This window comes from Anaerocolumna sp. AGMB13020, assembly GCF_033100115.1.
Lineage (GTDB): Bacteria > Bacillota > Clostridia > Lachnospirales > Lachnospiraceae > Anaerocolumna.
In genome coordinates, this window is the sequence record NZ_CP136910.1 from 2,556,047 (window position 1) to 2,575,454 (window position 19,408).

The 19,408-nt window shown below is 40.6% G+C and carries 14 protein-coding genes; 1 reads left to right on the forward strand and 13 read right to left on the reverse strand.

What is annotated here, in order from left to right; all coding sequences use genetic code 11:
* Positions 1-19: 19 nt before the first annotated feature.
* The 8 genes from R2R35_RS10265 to R2R35_RS10300 all read right to left on the reverse strand — a co-directional run bounded on the left by R2R35_RS10265 (position 20) and on the right by R2R35_RS10300 (position 11,540).
* On the reverse strand, positions 20-712 hold the full coding sequence (locus R2R35_RS10265) for an immunoglobulin-like domain-containing protein (RefSeq protein WP_317734423.1): 693 nt from the start codon (positions 710-712) through the stop codon (positions 20-22).
* A 184-nt stretch (positions 713-896) separates the two neighbouring features.
* On the reverse strand, positions 897-1,589 hold the full coding sequence (locus R2R35_RS10270; protein ID WP_317734424.1) for a CpsD/CapB family tyrosine-protein kinase: 693 nt from the start codon (positions 1,587-1,589) through the stop codon (positions 897-899).
* Positions 1,576-2,361 carry a YveK family protein gene (locus R2R35_RS10275; protein WP_317734425.1) on the reverse strand — a complete coding sequence of 262 codons (786 nt, stop codon included), beginning with the start codon at positions 2,359-2,361 and terminating at the stop codon, positions 1,576-1,578. Before R2R35_RS10275 ends, R2R35_RS10270 begins: the two co-directional genes overlap by 14 nt.
* A 110-nt stretch (positions 2,362-2,471) precedes the next feature.
* Positions 2,472-3,221: a CpsB/CapC family capsule biosynthesis tyrosine phosphatase gene (locus R2R35_RS10280; RefSeq protein ID WP_317734426.1), complete on the reverse strand. Its 750-nt coding sequence runs from the start codon at positions 3,219-3,221 to the stop codon at positions 2,472-2,474.
* Positions 3,222-3,236: 15 nt separating this feature from the next.
* Complete coding sequence (locus R2R35_RS10285) at positions 3,237-4,655, reverse strand: sugar transferase (RefSeq protein WP_317734427.1); 1,419 nt, start codon at positions 4,653-4,655, stop codon at positions 3,237-3,239.
* Entirely contained in the window at positions 4,624-5,274 is a 651-nt protein-coding gene (locus R2R35_RS10290; protein ID WP_317734428.1) for a hypothetical protein, read from the reverse strand. Before R2R35_RS10290 ends, R2R35_RS10285 begins: the two co-directional genes overlap by 32 nt.
* A gap of 578 nt (positions 5,275-5,852) precedes the next feature.
* Entirely contained in the window at positions 5,853-7,997 is a 2,145-nt protein-coding gene (locus R2R35_RS10295; protein ID WP_317734429.1) for a Tex family protein, read from the reverse strand.
* An 861-nt stretch (positions 7,998-8,858) separates the two neighbouring features.
* Positions 8,859-11,540: a glycoside hydrolase family 2 TIM barrel-domain containing protein gene (locus R2R35_RS10300; protein WP_317734430.1), complete on the reverse strand. Its 2,682-nt coding sequence runs from the start codon at positions 11,538-11,540 to the stop codon at positions 8,859-8,861.
* A gap of 237 nt (positions 11,541-11,777) precedes the next feature.
* Between R2R35_RS10300 and R2R35_RS10305 the strand changes: the two genes are divergently transcribed.
* Positions 11,778-12,698, forward strand: coding sequence for a GNAT family N-acetyltransferase (locus tag R2R35_RS10305; protein WP_317734432.1), 921 nt, complete (start codon positions 11,778-11,780; stop codon positions 12,696-12,698).
* A gap of 246 nt (positions 12,699-12,944) precedes the next feature.
* Here R2R35_RS10305 and R2R35_RS10310 read toward each other — a convergent pair whose 3' ends face one another.
* The 5 genes from R2R35_RS10310 to menD form a co-directional block, all read right to left on the reverse strand.
* On the reverse strand, positions 12,945-14,231 hold the full coding sequence (locus R2R35_RS10310) for a GHKL domain-containing protein (protein WP_317734433.1): 1,287 nt from the start codon (positions 14,229-14,231) through the stop codon (positions 12,945-12,947).
* Positions 14,228-14,965: a LytR/AlgR family response regulator transcription factor gene (locus R2R35_RS10315; RefSeq protein WP_317734435.1), complete on the reverse strand. Its 738-nt coding sequence runs from the start codon at positions 14,963-14,965 to the stop codon at positions 14,228-14,230. The genes R2R35_RS10310 and R2R35_RS10315 overlap by 4 nt, the downstream gene beginning before the upstream one ends.
* 295 nt (positions 14,966-15,260) lie before the next feature.
* Entirely contained in the window at positions 15,261-16,682 is a 1,422-nt protein-coding gene (locus R2R35_RS10320; RefSeq protein ID WP_317734436.1) for an oligosaccharide flippase family protein, read from the reverse strand.
* A gap of 19 nt (positions 16,683-16,701) precedes the next feature.
* Entirely contained in the window at positions 16,702-17,577 is an 876-nt protein-coding gene (locus R2R35_RS10325) for an SDR family NAD(P)-dependent oxidoreductase (protein ID WP_317734437.1), read from the reverse strand.
* Positions 17,578-17,603: 26 nt separating this feature from the next.
* Positions 17,604-19,385 carry a 2-succinyl-5-enolpyruvyl-6-hydroxy-3-cyclohexene-1-carboxylic-acid synthase gene (menD, locus tag R2R35_RS10330; protein ID WP_317734438.1) on the reverse strand — a complete coding sequence of 594 codons (1,782 nt, stop codon included), beginning with the start codon at positions 19,383-19,385 and terminating at the stop codon, positions 17,604-17,606.
* Positions 19,386-19,408 lie beyond the last annotated feature (23 nt).

A 19,408-nucleotide genomic window follows, 5' to 3' on the forward strand; every position in this document is an offset into this window, starting at 1 on the left:
ACCACCACTTCTTTACGGACTATTCCACCTTTAAAATAAGGGATACCTTGTCAGATTGATTGCCTTCACTGTCTTGCGCGGTAAGTATGACAGGATAGGTTCCCCTCTTATTCATATTATAGGTTCCGGTTACGGTTACGCTGTCAAGAAGAGTCTGAACAGAGTCTTTGTCATCACTGATATTTTTGATATAGGCTTTAGGATCGAATTCTTCGCCTCTGTTTAGAGTAATCTCTGTGCTAAGAAGTTCTATTACCGGTTTCTTCTTATCGGCATAATCACTGCTGGCTTCTTTCTTAGAATCAGCCGTTATCGTATCAACTGTTGATTGTCCTGTTTCCTTCAGCCCAGCTTCTCCTCCCTTGTCGAAAGCTTCTTTGTTATTGTGTGCTGCTTCATAAGGAATGAGTATATCCAGCTGTCCTACATTATTACTGGAATCTTTGGCCAGATAGGTAATCTTTGCCGCTGTACCGTCCGGCATAGTGATAAGATCTCCAACCATAACAGTAGCAGTAACATCTCCATCAATATCATCTTCTGCCGTAATACCCTGCAACAGGTAAGTGGTATCTTCTCCTTCTCTGTACACCAGACTCTCATTATTTATATGAATGACAGGAGCTGTTTTGTCTTCTTTCACAACTATGTATATCAGCATAGCAAATAGAAGCGAGGTAATAATCCCTGATAAAATAATAAATTTCTTCATAATTTACACCCACTGCCTATCACAGGTAGTTCTGCGATACTGCCACAATTTATACTGAGTGAAAGAAGCCTTATGTGGCAGCCTTTCATTTGTATATTTTCTTTCACTCCCCCGCCTGCTGTTATAGCCCTCTGTAATATAAACGGGTAACTATTACTTCTATCTTCGTAATAAATGCTCCATGTTAATATGGTGCATAGGCTGCTCCGTAGTATTTCTTGTAGGTTAACCCGTAATACCTTTGATGCTTCACTTCTACTTTGTTAAGGACTGCCCCCAGGACCCGGCAATTACTCTTCTCCAGCTGTTTCATAATCTTCTGGACAAATTTATAGCTGTTGGCATCCGCCTGTATTACAATTAACGCTCCATCACAGCTTTCAGCTACATTTGCGCTGTCTATTACAAGCCCTAAGGGAGGTGTATCAATTATAATATAATCGTATTCCTCTCGTTTACACTGTAATAATTCCTTAAAATACCGATTGCTTAAAAGGTCGGAGGGGTTTGGCGGTATGGGTCCGGTAAATATCATATCAAGGCCTTCCAGGTTGGTATTGTAAATTACTTCTTCGCAGGTGTTCATGCCGGAAAGATACTGGGAAAGCCCATTTACAGACTGATTTATCTTCAACCTCTTTATCATATTGGACTTTCTTAAGTCTGCATCTATAAAGAGTACCTTCTTCCCTCCTTCTGCCATTGAGGCTGCCAGCCGAATGGATACGGTGGATTTACCCTCGCCTGGAATGCAGCTGGTGATACAAATTATCTTTACCTCTTTTCCGCAAAACTGAATATTGGTACGAAGTGTGTTATAGGCTTCATACCCTCTGAAATCCACACTTGCCTTTAATTCAATATTAATTGACTGCATTTTCAATGCCTCCTTTGTAACCTTTCTTATTCGCCTTTTTGTATGCTCTTTTTAGTTCCGCCCTTACTTTTCTTGTATTTAGAATATCTTCTTCCAGAGGAATTTCTGCAAGAGATATTATACCCAGATGATTTTCTATATCCTCGTTGCTCTTTATATGGTCGTTGCTTAAATAAAACAATACCACCAGACCCAGAGCAGCACCAAAACCCAAGATACCTCCAAGCAGGATATTCCTCGAGAAGTTATCTTCCGTCGGTGTAAGTGGAATACGACCTCTTTCCACCACACTTACCTTCTCTATATCCATTACCGATTTCATCTGTTCTGCCGATACATCGGCTATTTCATCGGCTAGTTTTTTTGCCAGAAAAGGATTCTCATCTCTTACCGTAATCTCAAGGATTCTGGTTTCCTCCGGGATAAATACCGATATTTTACGAACAAGCTGCGCCTGCTCCAGGTTTAAGTCAAGGTTATGTATTACCTGTTCCATAATGGGTCTGCTGGTTACCAGAATTTCGAAATCCTTTATCAAAAGGCTTCCCGTTGACAAATCCGAACTGGTCACTGTCTTTGCAGGATCCTGCCTGTTTATTACATACAATTTTGTTGTTGCCGCATATATAGGGACCTGGGTCAGCTTTGTTACGATACCGCCTGCCAGAGCACAAATGATTGCTGCGAAAAAAAGTATCCAGAACTTATCAAGCAAAGCATAGAATATTTCTCTGATATTAATTTCTAATTCTTCTGTTTTCTCGAATTCCATTTTATTAACCGTACCTTTCTCCTATCGATATCATCCTGTTTTATCTCTTAATATAAATCCTATAAAATAATGTATGCTTAAATACTATTCCTCCCTGTCCCTGTCACTGCTTAGTCAAAACACGGGTAGAGTCTACGGTCAATTTTCTTACTCTCAAGAAGGCCTCTGGTATTCTCAATTAACTGCCTTTTAATTTCCGTTCCATGATAGCTCTCAATATAGCGAAGGCCTTCTTTCATCATAGGGGCCCTGATGGAATCGGAACGGGAACCTGTCCCTATAAAATGAACCATTTCATATCTTAACAGACGCCTTGCATGCCTTACCCGGGAATCAAATGGATTCCCTAAAAGGCTCTTAATATTCAGCTGCATATAAACACCAAGGTTTATAAGCTGCGCAATTCCTTCATAATTACCATAAAGGCATTGATAGTTTTCTGCATGGGAGAGTATGGGGTAATATCCCTGAATCAGCAGACTGTGGAGCCCTGCTCTCATAAACTCATACTCTTCTTCTCGGTAGAACCTGACCAGACAGTACCTTGTACCCGCTAAGGTAGCCGCCTTTCCTTTGCGCAGATGCTCTGTTATATCACTGCTGTAAAACAGCTCATTGCCAAGTTCTATCCGAAAACCAGGATTAAGTTCTCTGGCTGCCTGACGAACCTTTTTAAGCTTCTCTTCCAGTTCACTTTTATCCGGATTTATACAGCCAGCTCCGTAATGAGGTGTTGCAATGATATAAGTAATACCTTCTTCATAGGCAATCTTTAGCATATTTCTTGTCTGTTCCATGCTAACGGAACCATTATCCACCGCCGGCAGTATATGACAGTGAATGTCTATAAGCTGTTCCAAACCGTTTCCTCCTGCTTATTTTGATCCCCTGCCAAACAATACAACAAAGATTGTTTTCAAAATGATTTTTAAATCCATCTTAAGAGACCAGTTATCAATATATGTCAGGTCGAGTTTAACGACCTCTTCAAAGTCGGTAATATTGCTTCTTCCGCTTACCTGCCAAAGGCCTGTAAGGCCGCAGTTTAAGGCAAGTCTTCTTTTGTGCCGCCCCTCATACCGAAGAAATTCCTCTTCTGTGGGAGGTCTGGTACCTACAAGACTCATATCCCCTTTCAGCACGTTTAAGAACTGGGGAAATTCATCCAGACTGGTTTTTCGCAGAAAACTGCCGACCTTGGTAACACGCGGATCATCGGTTATCTTAAACATCTGACCCTCCATTTCGTTCCGCCCCATTAATTCAGCTTTCCTGGCTTCCGCCTCCGCACACATGGAGCGAAATTTATATATCCGAAAGCGCCTGCCATTCTTTCCTACTCTGATTTGGGAAAAGAATACGGGTCCGGGGGATTCTATAATAATGGCTATTGCAATGAACACCCCCAATATCAGTGTTAATATACAGCCGATGATACCGCCTAAAATATCTATCAGCCTTTTAATATGTAAATGGTACTCATCAAAGACCTTGTTACTAAAGGTCAGTACATGATACCCGCTCATATTCTGAATACTTTGCTCGGACAGTCTAAGCCCAAAAGTATTAATGCTTAGATTCACATTCACTCCCATGTTCTTAAACTGAAATATAATATCTTCCAGATTAAAGTTCACAGTATAATTACTTGGCAAATGAATAAACACACCGTCCAGAACTTCCTGTTTTGCTATTTCAAACATATTTTGGATACCTGCTCTTACCGGTACTCCAAACATTTCATTTCCTGTCATATCCAAGTCAACTATCGTAAGATAGCTGACTTCATATTCCCAGGAATTTTCACCGTTAATCTGTTTTAATACTTCCCCTGCCTGCGTGGTGGTAGTTACTACCATTATTTTGCTGCTTGCCCTGCTCCTCTTATAGACACCTAATAGAATCCACTTAAAATACTGCCTGACGGTCAGGGAAATAATTGTGTTAAAGAAAAAAAACAACAAAAAGAACAATCTTGAGAAGGCAGCTCCTTCTCTTATAAGAAACATAAAAGCTGTTATGGTTAAGGAAAAAATAATATTTAGTTTACATACTTCCAAAAATTCATCAATAAAACCTCTTCTAGCAAAATCCTTATAGGAATCAAAGGCTATAAACACCCCGCTGTAAAACAATACCCCCAATGCCAGGGCCCAACCAAAGACATTATAATACCAGTATTCGGTTATCTCACTGTAACGGATACAGGCTGCCAGTATGTAAGAGATTATTATTCCGGTACAATCTATTAATAACAGATATCTACCGGGCAAATTCTTCTTTATGAAAGCCATCGTATTTCACATCCTTAATCTTGATTTGTATTTTCTTTGACAGTACATAACAGATAGCAAGAAGAATGCTTACCACCGATACCGAAATAATGAGTACTCCCATGTTAATATGTTCACCTGCCACCTTGCCGTTGACGATCGTTAAATTCCTGTATTTATCCGACAAGCTGATCAGCTCACCGGAAGGGTTAAAACCTGCCTTTAAACCGCAGGCAGTAAATATGTCCTTTGTAAGTCCTATGGCAATTTCTTTGCTGTCAGCAGATAACTCTTTTATACTGGTCTTATTTTCCAGATTCATTAAGTGCAGTAATTCTGCTGCCTTGGCCTCCACTTCTTCTTCGGCTGCGGTTCCCAGATTAATGTTATTAAGACCGAAATACTGCAGCAAGAATTCCTCATACTTTCCGCTTCCATCCGTACTTTTATTGATTTTGTTGGTTAAGATGTCAATAATGATTGCTTCATGCTGGTTGATCCTGGTGCTTTTATCCGCACTTACTGTTGCCACCGTCTGCTTCATTGTTTTGGCATTGGCTTCTTTTAAAGGTCCCCCGGCAAAAAGAAGAAGCACAGCCACACACAGGATGGGTATTACAAGATTCTTTAACCTTTTCATGATGATTCCCCCTTTCTCATTCTGTCATCAGGTTAAATGCTTACCGGTTAATGCAGCAAAAGAACTGCGTCAATTGGTTTATCTTTGCTTCCTTATTCGGACAAGCCCGGACAGCAGACCGGCATATCTTATATTGTTATAAGGAACATTCCTCCTATGTGATAAAGTAAATATTTACCAGTTGCTACGATTATAAAACACCCCTTTTAAATACTCAAGTTGCAAACTGTATTTTCATACATCTTTTCATCGCAGTAATTTCCATTAAAACTGTGTAAGTGAATTCGTTTTACAGCATCTTTTGTCCTTATGCTATTTTCTACCCCTTTGTTTTAAAGGAACGACAAAAAGGCAGCAGCTTATGTTCTTTCCTGACGATTACCGTCCGGTTAACATAAGCTACTGCCGTATTTTATAATTATTCAGGAATATTCAGAATTGATTTATAGATATTCCTGTTATTTCATGATATTTTCTGCCTTGAGGAGATCTGGAAAGAAATATAATGTTAGATTAATGTTTTTATATATTCCGGTATTTCATGTCTCACTATGAAAACACCATACCAGCGTTTACAATTATAACTTCATCGTTAATTGAATTCGCTTCTTGGCAGTATCCACACTCATGACCTTTACTTCTACGATATCACCTACACTCACAACATCCAATGGATGTTTGACGAACTTTTTATCCGTTAACTGGGATATGTGTACAAGTCCATCCTGATGTACACCGATATCCACAAAAGCTCCAAAGTCAATTACATTACGAACGGTACCTTTTAATATCATACCTTCTGTAAGATCTTTCATCTCAAGTACGTCGGTTCTTAATATGGGCTTTGGCATTTCCTCTCTGGGATCTCTGCCGGGTTTCTCAAGTTCCTTAATAATATCTGTTAAGGTTATCTCTCCGATTCCAAGTTCTGCTGCCAGGGCTTTCTTATCTCTGATTTGTTTCCCGAGCCCCGACAGTTTTCCTGCCTGAATGTCAGCAGCGGCAAGACCGGATTTCTCCAACAGCTTAAGTGCTGCTGTGTAGGATTCCGGATGAACGCTGGTCCCGTCAAGGGGATTAACACCATCTAAGATCCTTAAGAACCCGGCACACTGTTCAAAGGCTTTGGGTCCCAGCTTCGCTACCTTTAACAGCTGTCTGCGGTCAGTGAAGGGTCCATTTTCTTCTCTGTGGGTTACTACATTCTTTGCTATGGTTTTCGTAATGCCCGAGATATATTCCAGGAGAGAGGCGGATGCCGTATTTAAATCCACCCCAACTTTATTAACGCTGTCTTCTACTACACCGGACAGCGCATCAGACAATTTCTTCTGGTTCATATCATGCTGATACTGACCTACACCAATGGCTTTGGGGTCTATTTTAACCAGTTCTGCCAATGGATCCTGGAGCCTTCTTGCAATAGAGGCGGCACTTCTCTGGCCGACATCAAAGTTCGGAAATTCCTCTGTCGCTAATTTACTGGCGGAATACACGGAAGCTCCTGCCTCATTTACGATAATATATTGTACTCTGCCGTGGTATTCCTTAAGAAGGTCCGCTATGATCAATTCGGATTCTCTGGAGGCGGTTCCATTACCTACGGATATAAGCGTAATGTCATATTTCTGTATAAGCTTCCTTACGGTAGCTTTGGCTTCTTCTACTTTATTCTGAGGCGCTGTTGGATACACCACCACTGTGTCAAGTACTTTCCCCGTTGCATCCACTACCGCAAGCTTACAGCCGGTACGAAAAGCGGGGTCCCAGCCTAATACAACCTGTCCGACAATGGGCGGCTGCATCAGCAGCTGTTCCAGATTCTTTCCAAAGACCTTAATCGCTCCATCTTCGGCTTTTTCTGTCAGGTCATTACGAATCTCTCTCTCAATGGCAGGGGCTATCAGCCGGGAGTAACTGTCACTGACAGTTTTCTTTAGTATCTCTTCCGTATTGGGATTCTTTCTTACAATTACTTTCGTTTCCAGATAGAGAAGTATTTTTTCTTCCGGTGCCAGAATCTTTACAGTAAGGAATTTCTCATTCTCCCCTCTGTTAAGGGCAAGAACACGGTGTCCCGCCAGCTTATTTAACTTCTCCTCGAAGTTATAATACATCTCATAGACGCTTTCCTGTTTCTCATCCTTGGCAGCAGAAGTGATGCTTCCTTCTTCAAAGGTTACTTTACGGATGTGGATACGGTAATCTGCTTCATCAGAGATATTCTCTGCAATGATATCCATTGCTCCTGCTATTGCTTCTTCTATGGTATTTACTTCCTTTTCAGGATCCAGGAAGCTTTCCGCTTCTTTTTCAAGGGGCTTGTCTGTCATCTGCAAGAGGATGATATTTGCCAAAGGCTCCAGCCCTTTTTCCTTTGCTATGGTAGCTCTGGTTCTTCTCTTTGGACGGTAGGGCCTGTACAGGTCTTCTACTACTACAAGGGTTTCGGCAGCTAATATTTGTGCCTTTAATTCTTCTGTTAATTTTCCCTGTTCTTCAATCGTTGCCAGCACACTGGCCTTTTTCTCTTCCAGATTGCGAAGATAAAGAAGACGTTCGTGCAGATTACGCAACACCTCGTCATTTAAGGAGCCGGTTACCTCCTTACGGTATCTGGCAATAAATGGGATGGTATTGCCCTCATCTATTAGCTTTACCGTTGCTTCTGCCTGTTCCAGCCGGATTCCTAGCTCACTTGCAAGCTGTTTTAAAATATCCATGATTTACTCCTTTTGATTCTTTTTCCTCGTTATAACAATGTTAATATAATAACATTGCGGGGGAAGAAATTCAAGCCTGCCGGAATGCTCATGGTGGGGGAGGGTTGTGGCAGGGGGACGAAAACTGCGGACCTCTTTGTACGTTTTTGTTCGGACAAGGTTCCTTATTCCACTAAAGCTGCAGGGATTGCTTCGGACAGTTCATGATATACCGAACTCGCGGAATAAACGGTTATGGGATTCGGGAGGTTTTTGTCGCTCAGACAGCGGCATATCATGAACTTGGCGCAATCTCTGCAGCTTAAGTGTCATAGGAACCTTTCCGAGACAAAAACTTCCAAAGAGGTCCACAGTTTTCTGCGCGTTGGGTTACGGAACCTTGCCAGGACCTGGAGGGAAGTTTTTCATTGTTTGGGATAATATAATTTTTACTATTTGTATTTTTATTATGTTATATTAATCCAGGATTTATTTTTATTTATTTTGTTTATTATTGTGGTCTTTTGGTATTCTATTCTGTTTTGGTATTATGTTATGGTGTTCTTTCTATGGAGTAGATATAGAATTTAGTATCTGGCGATTATAGAATGGTTAAAGACTGGTATAGGTATAGGATTTTTAAATATCTGTGCATAGTTTCAGGATTGAATCGATAAGAATAAGGGAAATCAGGTACAGGGGGGTATACCGGATTTCGCTATATCCCTATTGATGAATTCCTTACTTATGCACAGTTATTTAAATAGATTTATGATGTATCTTTTTGCCGCTGGGGAAGGAGGGGCTTGAGTCGGTTATTGCTCTAAGGTTTATTGGTTTTGAAGTGGGGCAGGCTTATATTAAGTTATTAGGGTAGGATAACTAGTTTACAATAATTCTTAGTTGTTCTTCTGTTAGTTCTTCAACTGGGTGAAAGTCCTGTGAGGCCATGTAGTTTACTATACTTTGGGTTAAGGCTGTTACTTCCGGGTAATGAAGTTGTTCCAATAATCCCATTGTACTGATGATCAGTCTGCCTTTTCCTGTCTTTGCTTCCAGGAGCATGCCCATTTTTCTCATTCTGGCGTAGCAGTCCAGGGCTGTTATAAGGGGAGTCAGGTTCTCAGGCAGCTTGACTGCACGGCCCTGGCACATAGGCCACCATTGCCAGTTGGCGTGAAATTCTGTAGGGAAGCTTCGAAAGACCGGGTGGTTTGGGTCCATCAGACAGCCCATAAATCCATCCTGGCTGGCAAAGGTTCCTACGGACCAGAAGTCAGTGGTAAACTGAGTTTTGATGGAGTCTGGAAAATGCTCGCTGGTTGCAGGTGGTGACAGAAATACTTTACTGCCTTTTTGTAAGGCGGTGATTGCTTCCTCCAGGCTTTGGGTTAACAGCAGGTCTTTTGGACAGGTTAAGGGAACGTCGGGATATACCCATATTGGATAGCTGTTTTCATAGGTCCCGGCTTGTATTTTCAGGGTTAGTTTTTTTGCTTCTGTCTGTGAAGCAAAGGGGAAGGTTATGCTTCCTGCCGCCGTTAGTTCTCCTTTCGGACAGGTGACCGTTTCCAGCTGTTGCTCTGCCAGCAGAGTGCCGCTGTGCTCAAGAAATACTTTGCAGCTGATGGCATAAGCTTTGTTACTGTAGTTGGCAATTTTTATGTCACAGGTTAACTGTTCAGTGTCACGATAAGTGTATTTATCCATGAGCCCCAGAGGTACTACGTCCTTCATAAACTGCCTGAAGCGTTCCGGCTGGGCAAAGGCGTAGGGCTTGGGTTTTAGATGGGAGTTCAGCATTCCTACCAGGGCAGTTCCCTGCCCAGGAAAATCCTGCAGTCCCAAGAGGGAGATACCGGACATATCCCTGGTTCGAAGCACCGCTTCCACTTCTTCTCTATATGCCAGGAGAGACAGCTCTCCGGTGGCTTCTACATAGGTCTTCCATTGACTTGATAACCCTCTGGCTTCTACTCTTTCTTTTATATACAAAAGATTCTCAGGACTTGTGACCCCCTTGAAATCATTGCATTCATCAAAGTCCGGCAGCACCTCGTATTGTCCTACTTCAAAGTTAAAGACCGGTTTATCATATTCTTCTCGTACCTTTTGCATTTCCTTATCAAAATTTGTTCTGCTATTAGGATATTGTTCATTTATATATCCTGTCATATTGGCAGAGGTACCTCGGATATGCTCTTTGTAATAATTGGAGGAGGTATAGAAATCACTGTGCATATCCGGACCCAGGCTTCCGTAATGAGAATTTGAGGCATTTGCATACATTCTGGTATGGTCCAGTTCTTTTGCCAAACAGAGCAGCAAATCCATTCTCTTATGTCCCAGCGCTCCGGCCTGGAGTTCATTTCCCAAGGTCAGCATGACAAAGGAGGGGTGATTGGCATAGCTTATTAATATCTGCTGTAATTCCTCTTTGTAATAGGACCAGCTCTTATCATCTTCGAAGGCTGTAGCCGGATTCCAATGGGATAGTTCCGGCTGCATCAGCATTCCCATCTCATCAGCTGCGGCAAAGGCTGCCTCCGGAGGACAATGGGAATGAAAACGCATGCAGTTTATTCCATAGGATTCATAGACCGACAGAACTTTTGTCCATTCCTCTTTGGACATTGGCATATGTCCGTTTTCAGGAAATACGCAGCAATTGGATTCACTGCGCAGAAAGATTATTCTGCCGTTTAACGCCAGCTTTCCATTGAGATTATGAAAGGTTCGTATTCCAAAGGAGACGGACTTCTCTGTAAGTCTTTCACCGGATACGGATAAGTTATACAGATGCGGCTCGAACTCATCCCAGGGTATGGCATTTTCACTGATTTTTATGTCTTTTATTTCAACTGTATGTCTTCCGGATGTTTTGGCTATCGGGTGTGTTATTGTCTCTGTAAATGCTTCTGAACGAAGTATCAGAAACCCTTCATAGCTTTCTGACAAATCAAGCTCCACAACTACACTGGCTGTTGTAAGGCCAGGATATATTCTTATATTTGTTATAAAATTCTTTTCCTCAAGGCGCAGACGCAGATAACCCAACAGACCATTCCAGTTGGTCTGGGTCTCATCGGTTGCGGCAGAGGAATATACTATGGCATCGTGGGGCCAATCAGGATATGAGTTGTCACAGCAGAAGGTACAGCTATTTTCTCCTTCCGTTATATAATCTGTTATTTCAAAAATATGAGGTGTGGAAATGGTTCCGGATGTAAAAGCAGGCACTTCCCTGCCCTTCATATGAAGGGACAGCTGACGACTTCTCTCCACTTCCAGGAATACTCTTTCCTCTGTTTTCGGAAGCTGAAAGGTCTTTGTAAAGTAAGCTGATCCTTCGTAGGTGTTCCTTCTTGTCAGTCTGGTTAAGATTCTGGTATTGCCTAACATATCCTTTTCGTTTCCAAGTCCGGCGTCGGGATGCCATTGATTCGCCCCTGCATCGGGAAAACCTACACCGTTTCCATCCAGGGTTCCCGGCAGATTTACGCTATCAGCTTTGTGACCTGAAAGCTGCAGCTCCCATTGACCGCTTAAATCAATATAGTTCATTGTTACCTCCCTATGAAAGCATTAAGAAATATCTTTTATATTCAAATTTAACCTAGTAAATAGTATGACTCTATTTTATCATGAACTTATGAGAATAAAATGCAGTATCTACATCATTAATGGACAATATAACACAGTGTAGATACAATCCTATGAAAATAGATGAACTCTCATTAATTTAACTATCAGCACAAAGCTGCTTACAGGCAGCTGCTGCCAGAAAGAGGAGGTAGTCAATTGTTTTCTATTAATAAAGAAGATTTTATAGAGATGAAGACCGCTATAACCAGGGAGGATTATAATAATCTGAAGGAATTAGAAGCTGTCTGCGTGAAGGACAATATTAATCTGAAGCTGGAACTGGAGTATAAGCTTTCTCAGCTGTCACATACCACTGAGGCGCAAGCTTTAACTGAGAAGGCTTTTCGTTCTTCCTGTATGAAGGAATATTTATATTATTCACAGGGCAGACCGGTATCTTATCTTGGTATCTGCAGCTTTGGCGGAAATGTTTATGAATTAAATGGAATGACACATCCTGACTTTCGAAGACGAGGATTTTTCCGCCGTCTATATACACATGCAATGTCTGAGTGCAGGTTTACAGACAGAAAGAGCTTGTTACTCCTTTCTGACGGCAATTCATTATCCGGTATCGGCTTTATAGAAGCTGTTGGCGGTCAGCCTTCTTTCTCCGAATACCGAATGGAGCTTCCTGCTGCCGCTTACAAGCCACAGACTGATGAGAAAGGTCCGGGTGCCCTGGCCCTTCGGACAGCTACTTCCGATGATCTTGCGGAAATCAGAAAACAGGATCATATCTTTTTCGGTGATGAAGAGGATAAAGGAGACTCCGATTTTATTTCCTCCATTGACCACACCTTTATCGTGGAAAATGAGGACAAAATTATTGGAAAGATAAAGATAGATTTCAATACAGATGAGGCTTTTATCTATGGTTTTGGCATTCTGCCGGAATTCCGGGGTGCAGGTTATGGCAAAGCAGCTATCCACGAAGCCTTACACCTGATTTTTTCAAAAGGCCTGAAGAAAGCAGCCCTCGATGTGGCTGCCGTCAATGATCGTGCTTTACATGTCTATACAAGCAATGGTTTTGTAAAAGTATCGGAAATGCGTTACTATGAAAAAGCGCTTTAAATAACGTCAATGCCAGAAGGGAAGGAAAAAGAAGCCACCAGCATATGCCTTGTTCCGGTATCTACAAGGCATGCCCCTCTCGCGGGAGTTATTGTTATATCCCGACGCTGCTGTTTTCTCTGCTCGTTCCTGTACCTTCTGCGACATTCCTGCTCTACAGTTCTACATTGACAAACAAAGTATAACAGGTTATTGCTTATATTTACTTAATTCTGCAAAATAGGGTCGATTTTATGCATATTGTTCCTAGAGTACCAGCCGGACATTGAAGCAGTTGTTACAAACACGGTAAATTACCTCTGCATTGTAACGTTCTGCAAAAGCAAGTACACTTTTCGTACCGATGCCATGTCCGGTTTTATGTGCTATCGGATATCCTTTCTCATCCATAGGAATCTCCCTGTCGCATGTATTTTCCACCTCAAGAATCAGCTGCTCCCTATATAAGATTGTACAATATAGTCTGGGAGTTATATCTGACGGCAGCTTTTCAAGGGCATTTATAGCATTTTCAAGAAGATTGGACAATGCAATAGACAGTTCCAGGGAATCCACCGGTATTTCCTCTGGTAAATCTGCTTTTATGTTACAGGGAATATCTGCTAGTTCTAACAGTCCGGCATAATGGCTTATAGCTGCATTAACGGTCCGGTTCTCACAGTACCTTCTTGGTACTTCCGGATGCTTAAGCACCTGCTGTTCTAGCAGCGCAGTTGCCTTAACTACCTCTCCCCGCCTTAACAATTCAATCAATGTGTTGTTAAAATGCCTTATGTCATGATTCGTTATACTCATATTTCTGGCGGCTTCATCAATCACCGCCAACTGCTGCTGCATTGATAGTACCGAGAGGCGCAAAAGCTCCTGTCCATTCTGCATTTTCAGATTCTCCTCCTGCAGCTTATGCTCCCTGGACAAGGTCTTCATTGAGTGAAAGATAGAGGCATAGGAAGCTGTTGCCACTAAAATCAGAAGCACCAGGGGAACTGCTTCTTCCGTAAGTGTGACAACAATATTCCTGCTGCCGATAAAATAATAGAGAAAAGCGGCACAAATAGTAGCTGCCATATAAAAGTACATATTCCAATATGAAACAATCTGACGGTATAACGGACGGATAGAATACCTCAAAAAGATCGAAATGGAAAAGAACATAATCAACCGCAGCAGTGTATTGGCATAAATCGATCCGGGCAGTGGACGCGATCCCAGGAAGCTCAACACGATAACTACCGCTCCGATGTTTTGAATCGTAATAAAGCTGAACAGCCATTGCATAAAGCTATCCTGAAACAATGGTTTCATTGCAATACAGGTAACTATAAAAATGACCACATCAAGCTTTGATAATAAGGTCAGATCCTTATGGATATAACAAAATACCGCTATCAGAAAATCACATACAAGAAAAGCAAACATGACCAGATTGGTCACCTTTCTGCTATATTTAGGTTGAAGCAGCGTAACCATAAGTACTATATTCATGACAATAGAGACCAGCGCACGAAGAAAATCCGGAAACAGGCTGGTCATAATAGTTCCTTCTTTCCAAGCACATAATTCAGATAGTCATCCCGTACCTCTGAATAAAGCTTTTTGGATATGGGAACCGTTAATCCACCCCGGAGCATAAAATGTTCTTTGCAAAAGCGCTCCACACGGCGAAGATTTACCGCAAAAGAAATATGCGGCTGCAAAAAATAACCGCTGTGCAGCAAAGGTGCGATATGCTCAGAAAAACGCCCGACTAGTGTGGACGTCTCCAGCTGCCCGCCATTGATAAGCCGGTATATTACCCTGCGGTGGGAATATTCGCAGCAGGCAATCTCACATATACGCAAGGTATGTACCCCCTCCTTTGTTTTTATTGCCAGCATGACTTCTTCTAGTAAATCGGTTAGGGATACAGCTAAGGCAAGACTGTCAAACAACTGCTGTTTTACGATTGGTTTGAGCAAATAGTTTATAGGATGTGCACAGAATGCATTTAAAGCAAAGGATGGTTCTGCTGTGACATAAATAATCTGTGCCTCCTTATCAAGATGACGGATATCCTTGCCAACTTCAATTCCGTTCAACATAGGCATCAGGATATCCAAAATATAAATGTGAAAACGCTCCCTGGCACAAGCTGTAAGTAATTCATCCGGATGTAAAAATAAACTTACTTTCGCATCAATTGCATCTAGTTCCAAATATTCATGTACGTATGCAGCAATACCTGCAAGCTGATCCTGCTGGTCATCACAAATTGCGATATGAAGCATCGCTTCACCTCCCTGGTAATGTGATACAGAAACACAATCGCATAATTGCCGCTATTATCCGTAATCCTGAATAACCTTTCTCTCAGTCATTCATATGCCCCTTCCCTTTCTGCTTCAAGCAGATTCAGCTTATTCTTAACATTTTCTGCTAATATATTTCATCATATAACAATTACCGATTATTTTCAATATGGCTTTTTAGAGTATGTTAAGAAGTTAAAAAAAGAGGTTTTCCATAAGAAATACTGGGTTAAATTATTTACTGTCTGTATGTCTATAGTGGATGTTACTTCATTTACTTGCGGATGGGTAATTTTATTTTTTGCTCCAGCTCAGGGAAAAATTCTAAAATTCTTTTTCGCTCTCTTATAACCATAAGAATAAAAAACAGGAACATAAGCGTCCACCGGATGAAACTGTAATCCTTAAAGATATAGAATAGTATTGTTGAAATAATTATCAATACGATTGGTCTTACAAATGCTCTTATTGGATAAAGGCCAGGCTCCAGCTTTTTTGCATAGATTGCATGCAGTATCAAAGATATCAGGTATGCTGCCAAGGTTGTATATGCTGCTGCTACATATCCATATATGGGTATAAAAATATAGTTTAGTAAAACATTAACGATTGCCGCTATTATGGTATTTCTGGTTATGTAAATGGTATGTTTATAAAAATGTTCAATGTTTACATAAAGGGAGTATAAGAAAATAACATAATTCGCTAAAACAATAGGCGGTATGATTTTAATCCCTTCCCAATAAGTCTCATTAGCCATGATTTTTACAATTTCCGGTGCTACAAGAAGCAGACAAACCATCGCATATGTCATAAAATTTATATAATCAATCGACAAAGCATTAATTTCCCCGAACTTTCTATTCTTCATTTTTTCTGTAAACCATGGCAGCCATATACCCTCTAATGAACTTGTAAGAACCGTTGCAATCATGCTAAAGTTAAATATTAAGCTATAAATTCCAGTCTGAGAAGGATTGGCTAACCATGATATCATCATTCTGTCTGATTGTGATAATACATTTAATGCAATTCCATGGATTATAAGGGGCATAGAGATAGTTAATCCGTATCTTAAATATTTTCTATTTATTCCTGCCTTGCTTTTACGATATACCAAAAGTACTACAAGAATACCAAAGAGCAGGCTGACTAATCCAGTAGGTATTATTCTGCCAAGATAACGATCTGTTTTAAAAACAAAAAGAATTGCGACAATCGAAAAAATAACTGACACCAGATTAGGTGCAATCATCAATAATGTTCTAAATCGATATCTGTACTGCATCATTAAGTAATGAATATAGTCTTCGATGACTGCAGTAGAAAACCCCTGAAGCATACACAATAATACCAGAACGATACTGATATTTACCTTAAACAACAAGGCGCCTGAGCATATTATCAAGGTTAAGGCAATGGAAGATAATATGGTGAAGGAAACAACTGTTGACATAAATTCATCAATTTTTTCTTCTAAGTCTACAAACGCCAGCCTAACAGCCATATGAAGAGCAAAACCTATTGACATGGATATAATGCCGATCCATGAATTATAAGTAGTTACAATTCCGTAATCATATGTTGATAATATACGCGTAAAAATAGGTACTGTCAAAAAAGCAATCCCTTTATTAAACAAATTCCCCAAAAGATAATACGTACCGGCCTTTTTTATGTTTATCGTCTGATTCATCTTAGCTCCTGTTTACCATTTAGTAATCTCCCCATAATCCCAGGCTTCTACCTCCATCCACTACAATATTCTGACCTGTTATATAAGAAGCATCCTCAGAACATAGGAAAGCAACCACGCCAGCTACTTCATCTGTTTTCCCAACCCGCTTCATACAATTTATATTAGCTTCTATGTCGGCTGTTCCTTTATCAAACACTTGCCGATTCACCCATCCAGGCGATACACAATTTGCAGTAACTCCATGCTCGCCCAATTCTATTGCAAGAGAACGCATGAAGCCAATAATACCGGCTTTCGAAGCAGCATAATCCGACATGTTTTTTTTACCTTGTAAACCTACTACAGAAGCCATGCTGATAATTCTTCCGCCCTTTGCCTCTCTCATATATTTACCAACATATTTGCTTATCAACATTGTTCCCCTCAGATTGGCAGAAAGGACAGAATCAATCACCTCGATTTCCTGATCGATAAAAGCTTTCGAGTCCTTACGGGCACTTCCGCCGGCATTATTGATAAGAATATCAATTTTACCATATTGGCTTATAAAATCCTCTATTGCTTTTTTGATCGCAGCTTCTTCGTCTATGTCAAAACATACCGGGACAGCTTTTCCTCCATTCTTCATAATATTGTCAATTACGAATTGTATGTTATCAATATTTCTGCCACATACACCTACAAAAGCCCCTTCCATCGCTAGTCTAAAGCATACTGCACTGCCTATGGCCCCAGATCCCCCCGTAACAAAAGCCACTTTTCCCTTTAATTTACCTGCATCAGAAACGTTCAAAACATAATCAACCTTTACGAGTGAAGCACCTAACCATTTTTTTATTTTACTCTTAACACCCAAAGGTACTATTTTCTTTGCTATATTAAATCTGTTCACGCCTTCCTACCTGCCTTTCTATTGTCTTATGTTCTGCCAAGTAATTTCTTTATCTGTCGCTTGGCAGGCTCTGGCAGTTTTGATGCTACAGCTGTTAAAGTTCTTGAGGTTGCCGGTCGGAAGCTGTTAAGAATGCCATTCATCTGCTTAATATCATTATCTTTATCTGTGAATACCTCAAATACAATTGGTTCTGAAGAACCCTCCGACAGAAATAATTCCAGGTTTTTATCAAACATGTCTTTGTTATCAGCGGATAAGTATTTAAAACCCTGGCTTATCGTCCAGCCTTTTACACTTGTGCAATGCTCTGCTGCAACATGACGGTCAATCGTAGAAAACGTCTTAACCTGTTTATAATAAGAAGAGTGAAATAGTGCTCCGCCTGAATTGTTACATATCATAATCCTGATATTCTTATTTATATATCTATTCCAAAGTGCATTCATATCGTAGAAGAAACTCAGATCACCTATTATAAGAAAACTCAGGCAATTTGAGACATAGGACTGTGCTATAAACGATGACATGGAACCATCTATCCCGCAAGTCCCCCTATTGCAAAAGATTTCAATGCCTGGATTTATTGCAAAATAGCTGGCAATTCTTATGCTGTTGCTGTTTGATATATGTAGCAAGCAATTTTCCGGTAAATTTTTTAACAGCTGCTGATTGGCATAAACACTTGAAAAGTCTATTAAGGCATTATCTCTTAATAACATTTTCTCCTTCCTTTTGCTAGTCCATTGCTCAAGATATTCATGTGTGTGTGCTTCCTCCGGAATAAGACTGTCAAACAGCTCAAAGAACTTTGCAGGTGAACACTCGATAATATCTGTCATACATCTGAAAGGATCAGAAATCACTCCCTCCCGTGATACATGCCAGTGCTTGAATTTTCCACTCATGCCAAGTAACTTTGTTTTTACAGGTGTCAGGGAATTTCCATGCATTGTTATGACAATATCCGGACACAATGCCGCATAATCATCGGGCTGCAGCAAAGATCCTAAAACATATGTATTCATTGTACCTTCGCAATGTAAATTGGATAAATGATCCGTTGAGATAAGACAATTGAATTTCTTACAGAAACGTTCAATTATTACCTTCTCGTGTTCACTTACTGCTCCCGCCTGTCCATAGATTATTAAGATTCTTTCTGAAATGAGCTGTTTTGCTTTTTCTCTCCATTTCTCAAGTTCATCTTCTATCATAAGCCTGTTAATTTTAGTAATATCAGGCAACTGTTCCAAATCAAATTTGAAGGTTCCTTGTTCAACCGGGTAATTATCGTCAATAGGAAAATTAATATGAACTGGCCCCTTATCTTTATGTTCAAGCTCTAATAGTGCTTCATTAACCAAACGGGAGCAATACCAAAAGTCCTTATCATCTCGCACAATTGGGAGGCTGACAACTTTTTTGCATACCTCCTTATACAGACCCAGCTGCGGAATACATTGATCCTCCTGCTGATTCAAATAATAAGGATGTCTATCCGAAGTTAAAATAAGCAAGGGCAGCTGCTGATAATACGCCTCATTAGCAGCTGACACATAATTTGCTGAAGCAGTTCCGGAGGTACATACTACAGCCACTGGACGTTTAAGCTTTTCAATGAGCCCTATTGCAAAAAAACCTGCGCTCCTTTCGTCTACAATTGAATAACAATGAAAGAACTGATCCTCTTCGACTGAAAATACAAGTGGAATATGTCTTGTACCAGCGGAAATCACTAAATCCTTAATGTTAAATTTCTTTAATAATGCAATCAGAATTTGAACATTGCGATGTGTACTATACATTTTCTTTCCTCCTGGTTATTATC